This window comes from Actinosynnema sp. NPDC037264 (assembly GCF_055603705.1).
In genome coordinates this window covers 110637-127246 of the sequence record NZ_JBVJVK010000009.1, presented here as the reverse complement: position 1 = coordinate 127246, position 16610 = coordinate 110637, and the positions used below count along the sequence as shown (strand labels likewise).

Below are 16610 nucleotides of genomic sequence, written 5' to 3'. Positions count from 1 at the left end.
ACACTTCACAAGGCATCTCAGCCGGTTGTGAACTGATTCACAAGACCTGAGGGTCAGTGTAGAACGTCACACAGAGGCGTGACGGGCACCCCCGTCATAGGCACTGACCTGCACTTTCACGGTGCAGATCAACAGTTGGCTGACCCGTCGGTGAACGGGAGCACACCGAAAACGAAACAGCGCCGACTCTCAAGTCGGCGCTGCGTCGGTTAGCGGAGGCCCGTTAGGCCGTTGGGGCGAGTTTCGTGGCCGCGGTGATGATGCGGTCGAACGAGTCGCCGTCCTTGGGGTCGTAAAGGCCCGCGAGCAGCTTCAGGACCAGCTTCATCAGGGTCTTGCGCGGCAGCCCGTACTTGGTGGCGGTGCGCATGACCGTGGGGTTGCCGATGAGCTTGCTGAAGACGTTGCCGAGCCGGTAGTAGCTGCCCAGGGCCTGTTCGATGCGCACGGGGTAGCCGTGCAGCGCGCGTTCGCGGCTCGCGCCCTGGCGGGCCAGGCCCTGCACCACGGTCTCGGCCGCGATCCGGGCCGACTCCATGGCGTAGCCGATGCCCTCGCCGTTGAACGGGTTGACCATGCCGCCCGCGTCGCCGACGAGCAGCAGGCCGTCGCGGTAGTGGGGCTTGCGGTTCAGCCCCATCGGCAGGGCCGCGCCGCCGATCTTGCCGGTGGCGTTCTCCTCGCGGAAACCCCACTCCTCGGGGGTGCCGTCGAGCCAGCTCTTGAGCAGCGCGCGGTAGTCCGTGGTGCCGTAGGCCTTGGAGGTGCTGAGGATGCCGAGGCCGACGTTCACGGTGCCGTCGCCCATGCCGAAGATCCAGCCGTAGCCGGGCAGCAGGACGTCGTTGGCGCGGTCCCACAGCTCCAGGTGCGACTCCAGGTAGTCGTCCTTGGTGCGGGGGCTGGCGTAGTAGCGGCGGACCGCGACGCCCATCGGCTTGGCGTCGTCCTTCTGGATGCCGACGCTGAGGGCGAGGCGGGCGCTGACGCCGTCGCAGGCCAGGACGATGCGCGCCCTGTAGGTGACGGGGGTCTTGTCCGGGCCCTGCTTGGCCTCGACGCCGACGACCCGGCCGTTCTCGACCACCGCGCCGGTGACGGTGGTCTGCTGGTGCATGCGGGCGCCCGCGGCGACGGCGGTGTTCGCCAGCATCTCGTCGAAGTCCTGCCTCGGGCGGACCAGGCCGTAGGGCGGGAACGTGGCCAGCTCGGGCCAGTCCAGCTCCAGCGTGACGCCGCCGCCGACCACGCGCAGGCCGCGGTTGTGCAGCCAGCCGGCTTCCTCGCGGGTGTCGATGCCCAGGTCGATCAGCTGCTTGACCCCGCGCGGGGTCAGGCCGTCACCGCACACCTTCTCGCGCGGGAAGGTGCTCTTCTCCAGCAGCACCACGTCCAGGCCCGCGCGTGCCAGGTAGGTGGCCGCGGTGGAGCCCGCGGGCCCCGCGCCGACCACGATCACCTCGGCGTCCTCGCCTGCCTTGCGGCGGCTGGGAGTCGTCATCCCCGCTCCTTGTGCCCGTGTTCACAAAGTCCAGGGCGAGTCTACTTGCGCGTTGCTGAGGCTTTGCGCGCTCGAGGGCTACGAGGCCTGGGGCGGTGCGGGCTTCGTGCCGCGGTGCAGCGCGACCATGCCGCCGGTGAGGTTCATCCAGGCGACGTCCTCCCAGCCGGCGCGGGCCACGATCTCGCCGAGCGCGCGCTGGTCGGGCCACGTGCGCATGGATTCGGCGAGGTACTTGTAGGCCTCCGGGTTGGAGGAGACGAACCGGGCGATGAGCGGCAGGATCCGCAGCAGGTGGCGCATGTAGACGAAGCGGAACGGGCGGAACGTCGGCGTGGAGACCTCGCACACCACGAGCCGTCCGCCGGGCTTGACCACGCGGGCCATCTCGCGCAGCGCGGCCTCGGTGTCGTTGAAGTTGCGCAGGCCGAAGGACACCGTGACGGCGTCGAAGGAGTTGTCCGCGAACGGCAGGCGCAGGGCGTCGGCGGCCACCTTCGGCACCGGCCGGTGCGCGCCGCCCAGCAGCATCCCCAGCGAGAAGTCGGCCGCCACGCACCACGCGCCCGAGGCCGCGTACTCCACCGTGGAGACGGCCGTGCCCGCCGCCAGGTCCAGCACCTTCTCGCCGGGCTTGGCGTCCAGGACCCGCCTGCTCCACTCCCGCCAGCGCCGGTCGAACCCCAGGGTCATGACCGAGTTCGTGCGGTCGTAGCCCTTGGCCACGCCGTCGAACATCTCCGCGACCTCGCGGGGGTTCTTGTCCAGACCTGCACGCGCCATGCCGGAAGCCTAGGTGACGCCCTCAACCCCGCCACCCGAACCCTGAGCCCCGGCCCGGCCGACCCTCAGCCCCGCGTGTCCCCCTCCGGAACGCGCGTGTCCTGGAGGTCGGACACGCGGGGGTCAGGTGGCGCGGAGGGCGGTCAGCATGCCGGTGACGGCGGCTTGCCAGGGGTACTCCTCGGCGCGGGCACGGGCGGCGGAACGGCGGGTCGGCTCGGGGTGGTCCAGCAGGCTGGTCACGGCGCCGGCGAACGCCGGGGCGTGGTCGGGCACGGCGGCGCCGCAGGACGGGCGGACGATCTCGCGCAATGCCGAGGACGCCGAGACGACCACCGGGGTGCCGGAGGCCAGCGCTTCCAGGGCGGCCAGGCCGAACGTCTCGTGCGGGCCCGGCGCCAGGGAGACGTCGGCGGTGGCGAGGAGGTCGGCGACGTCCGTGCGCCGGCCGACGAACCCCAGGAAGGTGACCGGCAGACCGGCGGCACGGCGTTCCAACGCCTCCCGGCGCGGACCGTCGCCGGCGATGACCAGCCGCACGTCGTGCCCGGCCGCGTGCAGCTCCGCCGCCGTGTCGACGCTGCGCTCGACGTGCTTCTCCGCCGACAACCGCCCGCAGTGCACGAGCAGCGCGTCGGCGCCCCGCGCCAGCTCCGCCCGCAACGACCGGTCGTGCCGGGTCGGCGTGAACGTCCGCAGGTCGACGCCCAGCGGCACGCGGGCCACGTTGCGCGCACCGATCCGGTCGAACTCCTCCCGCGCGAACTCCGTCGTGCACACCACCGTGTCGTAGGACGCCGCCATCCGCGCGTTGGCCCGGTCCGCAACCCGCCGCGCCAACGGCGTGGGCAGCAGGAACTGCTCCAGCAGCCGGTCCAGCCGCTCGTGCGAGATCACCACGCTCGGCACGCCGCGCGCCGCCGCCCACCGGCCCATGCCGCGCAGCGTGAGCCGGTCCGACACCTCCAGCCGGTCGGGCGACAGGTGGTCGAGCAACGCCCGCACGCGCCACGGGTCCACCGCCCGGTACCCGCCGGTGCCGGGGATGCGCGGCGCGGGCAACGTCACCCGCCGGACGCCCGGCGACAGCTCCTCGTCGGCGTGCGCGGCGCCCGGGACGACCAACGTGACCTGGTGCCCGTTCGCCGCGTAACCGTCGCCGAGGTGGTGCAGCGCCGTGCGCAGGCCGCCGGAGCGCGGACCGTAGAAGTTGGCCAGCTGGACGATCCTCATGCGTGCCCGACCTTCATGCCTGCCCGATGTTCATGCCTGCCCGATCCTCATGCTGCACGGCGTTCCGGCAGGTCCAGCACGGCCGCGTAGTGGCCCAGCAGCTCGTCGCACACGGCCGACCAAGTGCGCCCGCGCACCCAGCGCCGGGCCGCCTGCCCGAACCGGCGGCGGCGCAGCGGGTCGCCCAGCTCCACCACGGCCCGCCTGAGCTGCCCGTCGTCGGCGAACAGGTAGCCGGTGCCGGGTTGCACCAGGTCACGCGGCCCGCCGGCGTCCGGCGCGACCACCGGCACACCGCTGGCCAACGCCTCCTGCACGGCCTGGCAGAACGTCTCGTGCGGGCCCGTGTGCACGAACACGTCCAAGCTCGCGTACGCCGTGGCCAGGTCCGCGCCGCTCTTGAACCCGAGGAACGCCGCGCCGGGCAGGTCGTGTCGCAACTGCGCCTCCTCCGGCCCCTCACCCACCACCACCAGCCGCACGCCGGGCAGGTCGGCGAGCGCCGCGAGCCGGTCCACCCGCTTCTCCGGCGACAGCCGGCCGACGTACCCGACGAGCAGCTCGCCGTTCGGCGCCAACGAGGCGCGCAACGCGTCGTCCCGCCGGGACGGGTGGAACAGCTCGACGTCCACGCCACGTCCCCACCTGTGCACGCGCGGCACGCCGTGCTCCTGGAGCGCGTCGACGGCCCAGGTCGACGGCGCGAGCGTGCGGTCGGCCTGCGCGTGCAGCCGGCGCGTCCACCGCCAGGCGGCACGGGCGGTGAGGCCGAGGCCGTAGTGGCCGGCGAACCCGGCGATGTCGGTCTGGTAGACCGCGACGGTCGGGATGCCGAGCCTGCGTGCGGCGGACAGGCCGCGGGCGCCCATCACGAACGGGCTCGCCAGGTGCACGACGTCCGGCCGGAAGTCGGCCAGCGCGGTCAGCACCTTGCGCGTCGGCACCCCGACGGGCAGCGAGCTGAACCTCGGCAGGTCCACCGCCGGGACGCGCACGACCGGCGTGCCGAGGTGGTGGTCGGCACCCGCGCCGGGAGCCACCACCAACGCCTGGTGACCGCGCGCCCGGAGGTGTTCCAGGACCCGCAGCACCGAGTTGGTGACCCCGTTGACCTGGGGCAGGAAGCTCTCGGTGACGATCGCTACGCGCACGCCGATCACCATGCGGTGCGAAGGACACGGCGGCGTGACACCTCCGCGAACGCGCGCCGAACACCTCGCGTCGCGGTCGACGTTGGCCACGGGTTCACCTGGAGTACGTGGCGCGGTCACTCTGTGCGGTGACACTAGGTCGGCATGACCGTCTTGTCGTCCCGACCCGCGCAGCCCGTCGATCCCGGCCTGGTGTCGATCGCGCTGGAGATAGCGGGCCGACTCGCCAACGACGCGTCCGACGTGATCATGGCGACCGCCGGGCGCGGCGCGCGACCCGATGACGAGACCTCGCCGTTCGACTGGGTGACCGACACGGACCGGACGTTGGAGCGGCACACGCGGCGGGTGCTGACGGCCGAGTTCCCGCACATCCCGGTGTTCTGCGAGGACACCGACAGCGACGTGGTGAGCGACGCGGAGTTCCGCTGGGTGGTCGACCCGGTCGACGGGACCGCGAACTACGTCGCCGGTGTGCCCTGGTGCGCGTACAGCCTGGCGTTGATCGACCGGTGGGGTCCGGTCGTCGGGGTGGTCGCGGACCCGTACCGGGCCCAGATCTACGCCGCCGCGCGGGGTCGCGGCATGCGGGCGAACGGCACGCCGGTGCGGCTCGGCGACCAGGCGGTGAGCTCCATCGTGTGCACGGAGATGACGCGGACCGGCCCGTGGCCGGGGATGGGCGAGTTCATCTCGCGGGCCGCCGTGGCGGGCACGGGCGTGCGGGTGCTGGGCTCGAAGGCCCTGGCCGTCGCCCAGGTGGCCCTGGGCCACGCCGCCGCCGCCGTCCTGGACAGCTACCACGAGTGGGACGTGGCCGGCGCGGTCGCCCTGGCCGTCGAATCGGGCGCCGCCGTGCTGGACCGGCGGGGCGAGGACGCGCCCCTGCCGGTGGACGGCCTGCTCGTCGCCATGCCGGAGGTGGCGGAGGAGGTCCTGGCCTGGTGGCAGGCGTCGTCCACGCCTCGTTAGACCGTTTGGCGGATCAACGCGCTCTGTGTACAGTCGGTCACGCCAGGCCCAGTAGGGCCTGGAAGTGAACCCGGTTCACCGTCCGGACGGTCGGTTGCCGGGTTTCGCGCTGTTCAGGGCAGCCGGAGCGCGCTGGACGCCTTCGATCAGGGCCGCCACCCGACGCTCTAACCATTGCCCATGTGCGGCAGTTGTTGTTCCAGGACTTCCAGGTGGGTGCGGACCGCGTCCAGGGACGTCTGGTCCAGGAGTCGGAGGGCCACGCGGCCCACCTCGTCCTCGAACGACGTGAAGTCGTGGACGGCGGCGGTCAGGCGGTCGGTCACCGGGTGGGACTGGTCGGCGGCCAGGGCTCGGCCCAGGTCGGCGATCCGGCGCACGTCCGGCAGCTCGGCGGCGAACTGCGCGGCGATCCGCTCCAGCCACGCCCTGGCCGGTGACGCGGGCACGGTGGCCACGGCGGCGCCCACCCGCTGCACGGCCAGCTCACAGCGGCCCACCATCGCCGACCAGCGGTCTTTCACCGGAGGCGGGACGGGGAGCGGGGGTGGTGGGGGTGGCAGCTGGACCGGGGGCCGGGAACGGCGGCGGATGGCTCCGACCACGACACCGACCACCGTGCCCGGGACGCCTCCCAGGACCACGCCGACGATCCCGGACGCGATCAGGGACGCCAGGAACGGCGCGGAGTCGTCACCGGACGGCACCGCCAAGGTGACCATGAACAGGATCGTCATCAGCGTCGTGCCGATGAGCAGTCCCCAGAGCGCCGACCGTGCCATGGGCACAATGTGCCAGATCAGGCGTCGTAATCCACGGTAACCGCCGAGGTCACGGCAACGGACTGGCAGGTCAGCACGAAACCGGCCTCCACCTCGCGCGGCTCCAGCGCGTAGTTCCGCCGCATCTCCACCTCACCGGACACGACCAGCGCGCGGCACGTCCCGCACACGCCGCCCTTGCACGCGAACGGCAGGTCCGCGCGCACCCGCTGGGCCGCGTCGAGGATCGGCACGTCCGCCGGCAGCGGCACCTCGGTGGTCCGCCCGTCCAGGATCACCGTGGCGGTGGCCGAAGCGGAAGCCGACGGTTCCGCGCGGCGCGGCGGAGGCGGCGGCTCGTCCACGTAGAACAGCTCGTGGTGCACGGCGGACGGAGGGACGCCCAACGCACCCAGCACGTCCTCCGCGTCCCGCACCATCCCGTACGGCCCGCACAGCCACCACGCGTCGACGTCCGCCCACGGCACCACCGTCGAGAACAGCGCCCGCAGCTTCGCCGCGTCCAACCGCCCGCTGAACAGCTCGACGTCCCGCGGCTCCCGCGACAGCACGTGCACCAGCTGGAACCGCGCCGGGTAGCGGTCCTTCAGGTCCGCCAGCTCCTCGGCGAACATCACCGTGTCCGCACGCCGGTTCCCGTACAGCATCGTCACCCGCGCCCCGCCGGCCAGCACCGACGCCGCGATCGACAACGCGGGCGTGATGCCGGACCCGGCCACCACCAGACCGTGGTGCGACCCGCCGGACGGCGTGAAGTTGCCCTGCGGCGGCAGCACCTCCAGCACGTCGCCGCGCTGCAACCGGTCCACCAGCAGCGTGGAGAACAGCCCGCCGTCCACCCGCCGCACCCCGATCCGCAGCGGACCGCCGGCAGGCGCGCAGATCGAGTACGAGCGCCGCTCGTCGCCGTTGCGCAGGGTCACGTACTGCCCTGGGGCGAACGCGAAGTCCGCGGCCAGCGACGGCGGCACCTCGAACGTCACCGCGACGGCGTCCGGGCACAGCTGCTCGACCGACGCGACGGTCAGCTTGTGGAACACCGGCCGTGCCATCAGATCTCCTTCACGTGCTCGAACGGCTCGGCGCAGTCCGCGCACCGGCGCAGCGCCTTGCACGCCGTGGACCCGAACCGCGACACCTCCGCGGTCCGCGACGACCCGCACCGCGGGCAGGTCACCCGCCGCGACGGCGGCGTCAGGTTCAACGGCACCGGACCGACCGCGCGCGGTCCCAGCCGGGACGGCGGCGCGATGCCCGCCTCCCGCAGCTTGCGCAACCCGGCCTCGCTGATCCAGTCCGTGGTCCACGCGGGCGACAGCGACAGCCGCACGTCCACCGCCGCGTACCCCGCCGCCAGCAACGACCGCCGCAGGTCGGCGGCCATCTCGTCGATCGCCGGGCACCCCGAGTAGGTGGGCGTGATCGTCACCGACACCCGACCGCCGGACTCGGTGACCTCGCGCAGCACGCCGAGGTCGGCCAGCGTCAGCACCGGCAGCTCCGGGTCGCGGACGCGCGCGGCGACTTCGAGGGCGGTGCTCACCACGACGCCCCCGGCAACGACCGGTGCAGGTGCTGCATCTCGGCCAGCAGGTAGCCGAACGCCTCGGTGTGCACGCCGTCGCGCCCGGCCAGCCCGTTGACCCGCGCCGCGGGCACGTCCGCCGGCCGCGCCAGCCCCGCCGCCGCCAGCACCGCGTCCAGCACACCGTCCACTTCGGACCGCAGCTCGGCGGGGTCGACCGCGACACCGGGCAGCCGCAGCTCGACCGGGTGCGGGGTGAACAGCTCGGCCAGGAACGGCCACACCCGCGCCAACCCGGCCCGCATCCGCCGGTGCGACTCCTCGGTGCCGTCACCGAGCCGCACGACCCACTGGGCGGCGTGGTCGCGGTGGTAGGCCAGCTCCTTCAGGCCCTTCGCCGCCACGGCCGCCAACACCGGGTCGGCGCCGGCCCGCAACCGCGAGTACTGCGCGAGCTTCCACGACGAGAACACCAGCAGCCGCGCCATGGTCGTGGCGAAGTCGCCGCCCGCGAACGGTCCGCACTCGATCTCCGCCAGGTGCACGTTGCGGAAGTCCCGCTCGTCGCGCAGGTACGCCAGCGCGTCCTCGTCCCGGCCCGCGCCCTCGACCTCGCCCGCCCTGGTCAGCAGCATCCGGGACTGGCCGAGCAGGTCGAGCGCGATGTTGGCCAGCGCGACGTCCTCCTCCAGCTCCGGCGCGCGGGAGCACCACTCGGCCAGCCGCTGGGACATGACCAGCGCGTCGTCGCCGAGCATCAGGCAGTACGCGGCCAGGTCGGCGCGGTCGACGTCGGGCACCTCGCGGTCCACCCCGGCCAACGGCTCGGAGAACCCGGTCCCGAACGCCCAGTGCGCGTCCTCGTGGTCGATCAAAGATTCGTACGCGTTGTCAAAGCTCATCGCGTCACCGCACGTTCGTCGGGGGGCCGTTGTCACTGTGTTCTGCGGGACACCCGCACCCGGGTCACAGGTGCGGCACGTCCTCGGGGATCTCGTAGAACGTCGGGTGCCGGTAGACCTTGTCCCCGCTCGGCTCGAAGAACGGGTCCTTCTCGTCCGGCGACGACGCGGTGATCGCCGTCGCGGGCACCACCCAGATCGACACGCCCTCGTTGCGCCGGGTGTAGACGTCACGCGCGTTGCGCAGCGCCATCTCGGCGTCCGGCGCGTGCAGCGACCCGACGTGCACGTGGTTCAACCCGCGCTTGCCGCGCACGAACACTTCCCACAGCGGCCACGACGCACTCATGCCACACCTTCCTCGACAGCCGCGTGCTTCGAAGCGTGCGCCGCAGCCGCCGCACGCACCCACTCGCCGTCCTCGTGGGCCTTGCGCCGGTGCTCGACGCGCTGCGCGTTGGTCGGCCCGTTACCGCCGACGACCTGCCAGAACTCGTCCCAGTCGGGCTGGCCGAAGTCGTGGTGCCCGCGCTCGGCGTTCCACCTCAGCTCCGGGTCGGGCAGCGTCACGCCCAGCTTCTCCGCCTGCGGCACGGTCATGTCGACGAACTTCTGCCGCAGCTCGTCGTTGGTGTTGCGCTTGATCCGCCACTTCATCGACTGCTCGGTGTTGGACGACTCGGCGTCCGGCGGGCCGAACATCATCAGCGACGGCCACCACCAGCGGTTCACCGACTCCTGCACCATCGCGCGCTGGGCGTCGGTGCCGGACATCATCGTCATCAGCAGCTCGTAGCCCTGCCGCTGGTGGAAGGACTCCTCCTTGCAGATGCGGATCATCGCCCGCGCGTACGGCCCGTAGGACGTGCGGCACAGCGGCACCTGGTTGCAGATCGCGGCGCCGTCGACGAGCCAGCCGATCACGCCGACGTCGGCGTAGGACAGCGTCGGGTAGTTGAAGATCGAGGAGTACTTCTGCCGGCCCGAGATCAGCTTCTCGGTCAGCTCGCCGCGGTCCGCGCCCAGCGTCTCGGTCGCCGCGTACAGGTACAGCCCGTGCCCGGCCTCGTCCTGGACCTTCGCCAGCAGGATCGCCTTGCGGCGCAGCGACGGCGCGCGGCTGATCCAGTTGCCCTCGGGCTGCATGCCGATGATCTCGGAGTGCGCGTGCTGCGCGATCTGCCGGATCAACGTCTTCCGGTAGCCGTCGGGCATCCAGTCGCGCGGCTCGACGCGCTGCTCGGCCGCGACGGTGCGCTCGAACTGCGCCTCCAGGTCCATGCACCCGATGTTACACCTGGTGGCTGATTTACGGCAGAACTGTCACAACCTGCCGTGCTTGCCTCTCCGGGTCACCCACCAGAGCAGCGGCAGCAGCACCGCCCACACCGCGAGCAGGAAGGTGCCGATCGGCAGCAGCGCGAGCACGGCCGTGCGCCCGGCGACCCGCGCCACCTCGGGGTCGGCCGTGTCGTACTCGATGCGCACCAACTGGCCCGGCTCCAACCCCTCCGGGTACAGCAGGCCCTGGGACGGGCTGTGCACCGCGCCGTCCGGCGTGGCGAAGCGCACCACGGTCCGCTGGAACGAGACGGACACCACCTCGGCGGTCGCCTTGCCCAGTCGCTCCTCGATCATCAGGTCGTCGCGCCAGCACGCCGCGAGCAGGATCACCCCGATCAGCGTCACCACCGCGCCCAGCAGCACCAACGCCCGGCTGACCAGGAGCCGGGCCTTGGGGCGGGCACCTGTCCGCACTGCGTCGTCCACCACAACTGAGGAGTCTAGGGCGGCCTCCGCGCCGGATCTCAGCGATGAGTCCATACCCTCGACGCCGTGACCTCAGCTCCTGCCTCGCGGACCCGACAACGGCTGCGCGTGCACACCAGGCGCGTCGCGGGCGACAACCTGCTGGGCGGGCTACCCGCGCCGACCGGTGCGCTGAGTTGGGTGCGGGACGGAACGGGCCTGGTCGGATGGGGTGAGGCGGCCCGGTTCGAGGTGTCGGGACCGGACCGGTTCGCCGCCGCCGACCGCTGGTGGCGCGAGTTCACCGACGACCTCGTCGTGGACGACGAGCTCGGCGTGCCCGGCACCGGACCGGTGGCGTTCGTCAGCATGGCGTTCTCCGACCGACCCGGCCACTCGGTGCTCGTGGTGCCCGAGGTCGTGCTCGGCCGCCGCAACGGGCACAGCTGGCTGACCACGATCGGCGGCGGCGGCAAGCGACGGGTCGAGCCGGTGCGCAAGCCGTCGGAGGTGCGCTACAGCGACGGGCAGGTGTCCGTCACCGGGTATCGCGAGGCCGTGCGCGCGGCGGTCGAGCGGATGCGCGCGGGCGAGCTGGACAAGGTCGTGCTGGCACACGACCTGCTCGCGGTCGCGGACGTCGACATCGACCACCGGTTCGTGCTCGAAGGCCTGGCCCGGCGGTACCCGGAGTGCTGGGTGTACGCCGTGGACGGCCTGATCGGCGCCACGCCCGAGCTGCTGCTGCGGCGCAGCGGGTCCGTGGTCGACTCACGCGTGCTCGCCGGCACGACGTGGCCGCACGACGGCATGTCGGACGACGAGCTGGCCGCCGCGCTGCTGTCGTCGGGCAAGAACCTCGACGAGCACGAGTACGCGGTGGCGTCGCTGGTGCAGACGCTGCAGCCGTTCTGCGACACCATGTCGGTGGAGGGGCCCTCGGTGCTGCGGCTGCCGAACGTCTCGCACCTGTCCAGCGACGTCATCGGCACGCTCAGCGGCACGCCGTCGCTGCTCGCGCTGGGCGAGGCGCTGCACCCCACGGCGGCCGTCGGCGGCACGCCGCGCGCGGACGCCATCGCGATGATCGAGGAGCTGGAGGGCATGGACCGCGGTCGCTACGCGGGCCCCGTCGGCTGGATCGACGGCAACGGCGACGGCGAGCTCGGCATCGCGTTGCGCTGCGCGCAGGTGGACGGCCGCACGGCGCGGCTGTTCGCCGGCTGCGGCCTGGTCGCCGAGTCGGACCCGGACTCCGAGGTCCACGAGGCGCACGCCAAGATGCTGCCCTTTCGGGAAGCCCTCGAAGGCCGATAACCGGGTTATCGCGCTTTCAAGCCCGCCACGAACCCCGACCAGGCGGCGGAACCGACCCACAACGCGCCCGCGCCCGGGTTCTTGGAGTCGCGAACACCGACGCCGTGGTCGGCGGTGATGCGGCACTCCACGCACGCGTCGCTGGCGGGGGCGCTGTAGGTGCTCTTGAACCAGCCCGTGTCACGCGGTGAGTCCGGCATGGTCACCCTCCAGTAGCCGCCTGTGGATCAACTCGATCGTATCCGCGTGGCCACGGGCAAGGCCTTGGACTTTCCTGAACGCCCGCAACAGGTTCGCGGTGTCGACCGGGTCGTCGAAGTACGTGGACGGCCCGTAGATCGTCGGGGCGAACGCGACATTCGGCGCGGTGCCGTCGAAGTCGAGCACGATCAGCCCGCCGCTCGGAACGGGGTTCCTGAGGTCGCCCGACCTCACTACCTGCATGGTGATGTCCGGGTGCTGTTCGGCCAGCTGGAGCAGGTGTTCGAGCTGTTCACGCCTGGTCTCCGCGCTTCCTCCGCCACACTCGACCGCGTCCTCGGTGAAGACGAATTCGAGCTTCTTCGGCTCGTCCGACTCCAAGATCCTCGCCTGTCGGTCCCGGCGGAACGTGTAGCGGGTTTCGACCTCGGTCTCCGACGGCTCCCAGAACACGCCGTTGGCCGAGCTCATCCCGGCGCGGATGTAAGCCGGAGATTGGAGCATGCCCGGGATCACGCCGGAGTCGTAGCAGTAGATCGCCGTGGCGTCCGCTTCCATGTCGGCGAGCCGTTGGAACGAGCCGGGAAGCGTGTCGGTGTACGGCTGCACGTCCTTCGCGCTGCGGCGCAGGCGTTTGCGAGCGCGGGCGCCGAGTTCGAGGACGGTCTCGCGTTCGGCGCCGTGCACGTCGAGGAAGTCGAGCGCCTGCGCGAGCTGCTCGGTGGTGAGCGTGGCGGTGCCGTCCTCGACCTTGCTGATCCGCGAATCGCTCACCCCGACGATCGCGGCGACCTCGGCCTGGGAAGCGCTGCGCAGGGTGCGGTAGCGCCTCAGCGACAGGCCGAGCTGCCGCCGCTCCAACGTCTGACGAGCACGCATGACCCCGGCCTCCGTGAGGATCTAGCCGATCGAGCGAGCGCCTAAGGAGAACTTTCCCCTTAGCATCGGGCTCACACGGATAGTAACGGACGGCAACGGACAGTAAGACCAGGAGGTGCCCGTGATCAGTGCCGGCGGTACGGACGTCGAGGCGTGGGTGAAGGTCGACGACGACTGCGACATCGTCTGCGAGTTGGACGCGGAGGAAGGGGAGGCCCAGTTCAAGTTCGGCGGCAAGCGCTCGTTCGCCCTGGAGCTGATCTTCACCGAGCGGGGCCTGGAGAACCTGAGCCGGACGAGCACGGAAGCGTTGCGCAGGTTGCGATCGGGCGAGGCTTGAAAGGTGGACGCACGTGGGGCCGCCCCCGGGTCGAGGACGGCCCCGCGTGTGACGTTCGACTTGCTCAGTGCTGGTGACCCGCGAGCAGCTCGCGCGTCTCCTGGATCTTCTTGAACGACTTCGGCTCGGTCACGGTCGCGGCACGTGCCGCGAAACCGGCCGCGCCCGGCGCGACCGCCGGCTTGCCCGGCGTGAACAGCCAGGTCTGGAACAGCTCGTCGAGCTGCTTGCCGGACAGCGCCTCGGCGAACGCGATGAACTCGTCCGTCGTCGCGTTGCCGTTGCGCTTCGCCGCCGGCCACTCCCGCAGCAGCTCGAAGAACGCCTCGTCGCCGATCTCGCCGCGCAACGCGTGCACGGTGAGCGCGCCGCGGTCGTACACGGCGCTGTGGAACTGGTTCGACGCGCCCGGGTCACCGGGCAGGACCTGCCAGAACGGGCTGTCGGCCGGGTAGGAGGCGTAGACGAAGTCCGAGTTCTCCTGGACCGTGCCCTCGCCGACGTGCTCGGACCACAGCCACTCCGCGTAGCTGGCGAAACCCTCGTTCAGCCAGATGTCCTTCCAGCCCTGCACCGACACCGAGTCGCCGAACCACTGGTGCCCGACCTCGTGCGCCACGACGTAGGTGTTCGCGCCGCGGCGGAAGAACGCGGTGTCGTAGGTCGAGCGGGTCTGGTTCTCCAGCGCGAAGCCGATGCCCGGCGTCGCCACGCCGCCCTGCGCCTCGAACGGGTACGGCCCGAACTGCGTCTCGAGGAACTCCGTCACCTCGGGCGTGCGCTCGATGCTGGCCACGGCCGCGCCGTAGTCCGCGCCGAGCCGCTCCGAGTAGGCGTTGAGCACCGGCTGACCGTTCGGCGCGGTCGACTGGCGGATCTCGAACTGGCCGATCGCGATGAACGCCAGGTAGGTGGCCATCGGCTCCAGGCTGCGGTAGCGCCAGCGGGTCCAGCCGTTGATCTGCTGGGCGGTGCCGCCGAACGTGCCGTTGGAGATCACCTCGACGCCGGTGGGCACGGCCACCGAGATGTCGAACTTCGCCTTGTCGGTCGGGTGGTTGTTGCTCGGGAACCACCACGGCGCGATGTCGGGCTGGTCGATGGCCAGCGCGCCGTCCGGCGTCCGCTTCCACGACGTGTAGCCGTCCACGGCGTGCGTGGAGGGCACGTCGGAGTACGTGACGACGACCGTCACGTTCGAGCCCTCGCGCAGCGTGCCGCGCGGGTCGACCACGAGCTCGCCGCCGGACTGCGAGAACGCGGCGACCTTGTTGTTCACCCGGACCGAACTGACCTTCAACAGGAAGTCCAGGTTGAACCGGCTCAGGTCCTGGGTGGTTTTGGCCAGGATCGTCGTGGTGCCGGAAAGGGTGTCGTCACCGGGCCGGTAGTTGAGCCTGATGTCGTAATGGGAAACGTCGTACCCGCCGTTGCCCGCATTCGGGTAGTACGGGTCGCCGATGCCGGGTGCTCCCGGCTCGGCCGCCGTCGCCGTGCCGGCCAGCAGGAGCAGGGACGCCGCGGCGGCGGTACCGAGGGTCAGCTTCGCTCTCAGGGACATGCGGCGAAGCTAGTCGCGGCCACCGGCGGGCTGTACCCCCGTCGGTAGGATTCCCACTATTGGAATGCGGTTGACACGGCGTCCTTCAACCGTCGGTGCAGATCGCGCAATTCGTGGCGTTCCGCCCGGATTTCCACCACCCGGATTCCGCTCGGCCGGTCGAGCGCTCGTCTCAGCTGGTCCGGTGTCGAGGCTTCGGTGTGCGGCACGTGGTGCGCCGCGCACAGCGACTTCAGGTCGACGCCGTGGGGCGTGCCGAAAACGCGTTCGAAGGTCCGCTCGTGCTCTTTCGCGCCCTGCTCCAGCAACGCGAAGATGCCGCCGCCGTCGTCGTTGAGCACGACGACCGTCAGGTCGGGTCGCGGCTCGCCGGGACCGATCAGCAGGCCGTTCGCGTCGTGCAGGAACGTCAGGTCGCCGATCAGGGCGTAGGTCGGGCCGCGGGTGAGCGCGATGCCGGCGGCGGTGGAGACGCTGCCGTCGATGCCTGCCACGCCCCGGTTGGCGTAGGTGCGCACGTCGCGGCGCGGCCCGGCGACCAGGTCGACGTCGCGGACCGGGTTGGACGAGCCGAGGAACAGGTTCGCGCCCGGCGGCAGCGCGGCGACCAGGTCGCGGGCCACGTGCAGGCCGGTCGGCCAGGGCTCCTCCGCCAGCAGGCCGTCCACCACGTCGGCGACCGCCTTGTCCGCGTGCTGCCAGGCGGTGAGCCAGTCGTCGTCCACGTCGTGCTCGCCCAGGACCAGGTCGGTCGACGTGTGCGTGGCGGTGAACTGCGGGTCCGGCCAGTCGAGCTCGTCGGACAGCACGTGCACGACCGGGGTCCGCGCGATGAGCTTGAGCACGCCGCGGGAGAGGGTGGCGCGGCCGACGACGACCACGGCCTGCGGCACGAGGTGGTCGGGCAACCCGCCCGCGTTGAGCAGGAGCGAGCCGTGGCGCAGGCCGTGGCCGGTGGGTTCGGCGACGACCGGCCAACCGGCGCGTTCGGCCAGGTCGGAGAGGTCGTGCTCGGTGTCGCCGACGATCACCAGGGTGCGCGGGCCGAGGTGGTCGGCGACGTGCGTGGAGGTGGTCGTGCGGCGGGCCGCGCGGGTCCACGGCATGTCGAACGGGCGGCCGTCCAGGCTCTCCGGCCAGTCGTCGTCGCCGTCGGGCACCAACGGCTCGCGGAACGGGACGTTGACGTGCACCGGGCCCTGGTCGCGCGCGGTGGCGACGGCGCGGCACACCAGCGAGCGCCACAGGCCGTTCTGGTTCTCCCGGCGTTCGGCGATGGGGAACTGGAGCGTGTCCAGGCCGAAGACGCGCTGCTGGTCCACGGTCTGGCTGGCGCCCGTGCGGTAGAGCTCGACGGGTCGGTCCGCGGTGAGCGCGATGACGCCGACGCCCGCGTGCCGGGCCTCCAGCACGGCGGGGTGCAGGTTCGCCACGGCGGTGCCGGACGTGCAGGTGACGGCGGTGACCTCGCCGCCGCCCTTGGCCAGGCCGAGGGCGAGGAAGCCCGCGGTGCGCTCGTCCACGCGGACGTGCAGGGTGAGCCGGCCGGCCGCGGCTGCCTCGTGCAGGGCGAAGGACAGCGGCGCGTTGCGCGATCCGGGGCTCAGCACGACGTGCCGGACGTCGTTGCGGATCAGCTCGTCGACGAGCACCCTGGCCTGCGCGGTGGACGGGTTCACCCGCACATTGTCGCTCAGCCCGCGACCAGGTGATT

At 71.8% G+C, this 16610-nt stretch carries 18 protein-coding genes; 3 read left to right on the top strand and 15 right to left on the bottom strand.

The window, feature by feature from the left end:
- Positions 1–223: 223 nt before the first annotated feature.
- The 4 genes from ACZ7GX_RS13850 to ACZ7GX_RS13835 all read right to left on the bottom strand — a co-directional run bounded on the left by ACZ7GX_RS13850 (position 224) and on the right by ACZ7GX_RS13835 (position 4668).
- Positions 224–1501, bottom strand: a complete 1278-nt coding sequence (locus tag ACZ7GX_RS13850; protein WP_498776411.1) for a geranylgeranyl reductase family protein — start codon at positions 1499–1501, stop codon at positions 224–226.
- Between the two features lie 78 nt (positions 1502–1579).
- Positions 1580–2284, bottom strand: coding sequence for a demethylmenaquinone methyltransferase (locus ACZ7GX_RS13845; RefSeq protein ID WP_498776409.1), 705 nt, complete (start codon positions 2282–2284; stop codon positions 1580–1582).
- Between the two features lie 123 nt (positions 2285–2407).
- On the bottom strand, positions 2408–3517 hold the full coding sequence (locus tag ACZ7GX_RS13840) for a glycosyltransferase (protein WP_498776407.1): 1110 nt from the start codon (positions 3515–3517) through the stop codon (positions 2408–2410).
- Positions 3518–3564: 47 nt separating this feature from the next.
- A complete protein-coding gene (locus ACZ7GX_RS13835) occupies positions 3565–4668 on the bottom strand; it encodes a glycosyltransferase family 4 protein (protein ID WP_498776405.1) in 1104 nt (367 codons plus the stop codon).
- Between the two features lie 144 nt (positions 4669–4812).
- Between ACZ7GX_RS13835 and ACZ7GX_RS13830 the strand changes: the two genes are divergently transcribed.
- A complete protein-coding gene (locus tag ACZ7GX_RS13830; protein WP_498776403.1) occupies positions 4813–5640 on the top strand; it encodes an inositol monophosphatase family protein in 828 nt (275 codons plus the stop codon).
- A gap of 167 nt (positions 5641–5807) precedes the next feature.
- On the opposite strand, the gene ACZ7GX_RS13825 is transcribed toward ACZ7GX_RS13830, so the two are convergent.
- The 7 genes from ACZ7GX_RS13825 to ACZ7GX_RS13795 all read right to left on the bottom strand — a co-directional run bounded on the left by ACZ7GX_RS13825 (position 5808) and on the right by ACZ7GX_RS13795 (position 10622).
- Positions 5808–6422 carry a hypothetical protein gene (locus ACZ7GX_RS13825; RefSeq protein WP_498776401.1) on the bottom strand — a complete coding sequence of 205 codons (615 nt, stop codon included), beginning with the start codon at positions 6420–6422 and terminating at the stop codon, positions 5808–5810.
- Positions 6423–6439: 17 nt separating this feature from the next.
- Positions 6440–7474, bottom strand: a complete 1035-nt coding sequence (paaE, locus tag ACZ7GX_RS13820; protein WP_498776399.1) for a 1,2-phenylacetyl-CoA epoxidase subunit PaaE — start codon at positions 7472–7474, stop codon at positions 6440–6442.
- Entirely contained in the window at positions 7474–7965 is a 492-nt protein-coding gene (gene paaD, locus ACZ7GX_RS13815; RefSeq protein WP_498776397.1) for a 1,2-phenylacetyl-CoA epoxidase subunit PaaD, read from the bottom strand. Before paaD ends, paaE begins: the two co-directional genes overlap by 1 nt.
- Complete coding sequence (gene paaC / locus ACZ7GX_RS13810; protein WP_498776395.1) at positions 7962–8849, bottom strand: 1,2-phenylacetyl-CoA epoxidase subunit PaaC; 888 nt, start codon at positions 8847–8849, stop codon at positions 7962–7964. Before paaC ends, paaD begins: the two co-directional genes overlap by 4 nt.
- Positions 8850–8913: 64 nt before the next feature.
- Positions 8914–9198, bottom strand: coding sequence for a 1,2-phenylacetyl-CoA epoxidase subunit PaaB (gene paaB / locus ACZ7GX_RS13805; RefSeq protein ID WP_053715320.1), 285 nt, complete (start codon positions 9196–9198; stop codon positions 8914–8916).
- Complete coding sequence (gene paaA / locus ACZ7GX_RS13800) at positions 9195–10130, bottom strand: 1,2-phenylacetyl-CoA epoxidase subunit PaaA (protein WP_498776393.1); 936 nt, start codon at positions 10128–10130, stop codon at positions 9195–9197. Before paaA ends, paaB begins: the two co-directional genes overlap by 4 nt.
- Before the next feature lie 42 nt (positions 10131–10172).
- A complete protein-coding gene (locus ACZ7GX_RS13795; protein WP_498776391.1) occupies positions 10173–10622 on the bottom strand; it encodes a DUF3592 domain-containing protein in 450 nt (149 codons plus the stop codon).
- Between the two features lie 63 nt (positions 10623–10685).
- Between ACZ7GX_RS13795 and ACZ7GX_RS13790 the strand changes: the two genes are divergently transcribed.
- Entirely contained in the window at positions 10686–11915 is a 1230-nt protein-coding gene (locus tag ACZ7GX_RS13790; protein WP_498776389.1) for an isochorismate synthase, read from the top strand.
- 5 nt (positions 11916–11920) lie between these two features.
- Here ACZ7GX_RS13790 and ACZ7GX_RS13785 read toward each other — a convergent pair whose 3' ends face one another.
- Positions 11921–12115: a DUF397 domain-containing protein gene (locus ACZ7GX_RS13785; protein WP_498776387.1), complete on the bottom strand. Its 195-nt coding sequence runs from the start codon at positions 12113–12115 to the stop codon at positions 11921–11923.
- Complete coding sequence (locus ACZ7GX_RS13780) at positions 12096–12995, bottom strand: helix-turn-helix domain-containing protein (protein WP_498776385.1); 900 nt, start codon at positions 12993–12995, stop codon at positions 12096–12098. The genes ACZ7GX_RS13785 and ACZ7GX_RS13780 overlap by 20 nt, the downstream gene beginning before the upstream one ends.
- A 121-nt stretch (positions 12996–13116) precedes the next feature.
- Here ACZ7GX_RS13780 and ACZ7GX_RS13775 point away from each other — a divergent pair, with 121 nt between their 5' ends.
- A complete protein-coding gene (locus tag ACZ7GX_RS13775) occupies positions 13117–13335 on the top strand; it encodes a hypothetical protein (protein WP_498776383.1) in 219 nt (72 codons plus the stop codon).
- A 64-nt stretch (positions 13336–13399) separates the two neighbouring features.
- Here ACZ7GX_RS13775 and ACZ7GX_RS13770 read toward each other — a convergent pair whose 3' ends face one another.
- Both ACZ7GX_RS13770 and menD read right to left on the bottom strand, forming a co-directional pair.
- The gene (locus ACZ7GX_RS13770) at positions 13400–14896 is read right to left on the bottom strand and encodes a M1 family metallopeptidase (RefSeq protein WP_498776381.1); all 1497 of its coding nucleotides are present in this window, start codon (positions 14894–14896) and stop codon (positions 13400–13402) included.
- 56 nt (positions 14897–14952) lie between these two features.
- Positions 14953–16575, bottom strand: coding sequence for a 2-succinyl-5-enolpyruvyl-6-hydroxy-3-cyclohexene-1-carboxylic-acid synthase (gene menD / locus ACZ7GX_RS13765; protein ID WP_498776379.1), 1623 nt, complete (start codon positions 16573–16575; stop codon positions 14953–14955).
- Positions 16576–16610: the final 35 nt, after the last annotated feature.

What these genes read in the sequence shown, in the direction of transcription:
- ACZ7GX_RS13850 (WP_498776411.1), bottom strand. Translation starts at nt 1,501, where the DNA reads ATGACGACTCCCAGCCGCCGCAAGGCAGGCGAGGACGCCGAGGTGATC.
- ACZ7GX_RS13845 (WP_498776409.1), bottom strand. Translation starts at nt 2,284, where the DNA reads ATGGCGCGTGCAGGTCTGGACAAGAACCCCCGCGAGGTCGCGGAGATG.
- ACZ7GX_RS13840 (WP_498776407.1), bottom strand. Translation starts at nt 3,517, where the DNA reads ATGAGGATCGTCCAGCTGGCCAACTTCTACGGTCCGCGCTCCGGCGGC.
- ACZ7GX_RS13830 (WP_498776403.1), top strand. Translation starts at nt 4,813, where the DNA reads ATGACCGTCTTGTCGTCCCGACCCGCGCAGCCCGTCGATCCCGGCCTG.
- ACZ7GX_RS13825 (WP_498776401.1), bottom strand. Translation starts at nt 6,422, where the DNA reads ATGGCACGGTCGGCGCTCTGGGGACTGCTCATCGGCACGACGCTGATG.
- paaE (WP_498776399.1), bottom strand. Translation starts at nt 7,474, where the DNA reads ATGGCACGGCCGGTGTTCCACAAGCTGACCGTCGCGTCGGTCGAGCAG.
- paaC (WP_498776395.1), bottom strand. Translation starts at nt 8,849, where the DNA reads ATGAGCTTTGACAACGCGTACGAATCTTTGATCGACCACGAGGACGCG.
- paaB (WP_053715320.1), bottom strand. Translation starts at nt 9,198, where the DNA reads ATGAGTGCGTCGTGGCCGCTGTGGGAAGTGTTCGTGCGCGGCAAGCGC.
- paaA (WP_498776393.1), bottom strand. Translation starts at nt 10,130, where the DNA reads ATGGACCTGGAGGCGCAGTTCGAGCGCACCGTCGCGGCCGAGCAGCGC.
- ACZ7GX_RS13785 (WP_498776387.1), bottom strand. Translation starts at nt 12,115, where the DNA reads ATGCCGGACTCACCGCGTGACACGGGCTGGTTCAAGAGCACCTACAGC.
- ACZ7GX_RS13780 (WP_498776385.1), bottom strand. Translation starts at nt 12,995, where the DNA reads ATGCGTGCTCGTCAGACGTTGGAGCGGCGGCAGCTCGGCCTGTCGCTG.
- ACZ7GX_RS13770 (WP_498776381.1), bottom strand. Translation starts at nt 14,896, where the DNA reads ATGTCCCTGAGAGCGAAGCTGACCCTCGGTACCGCCGCCGCGGCGTCC.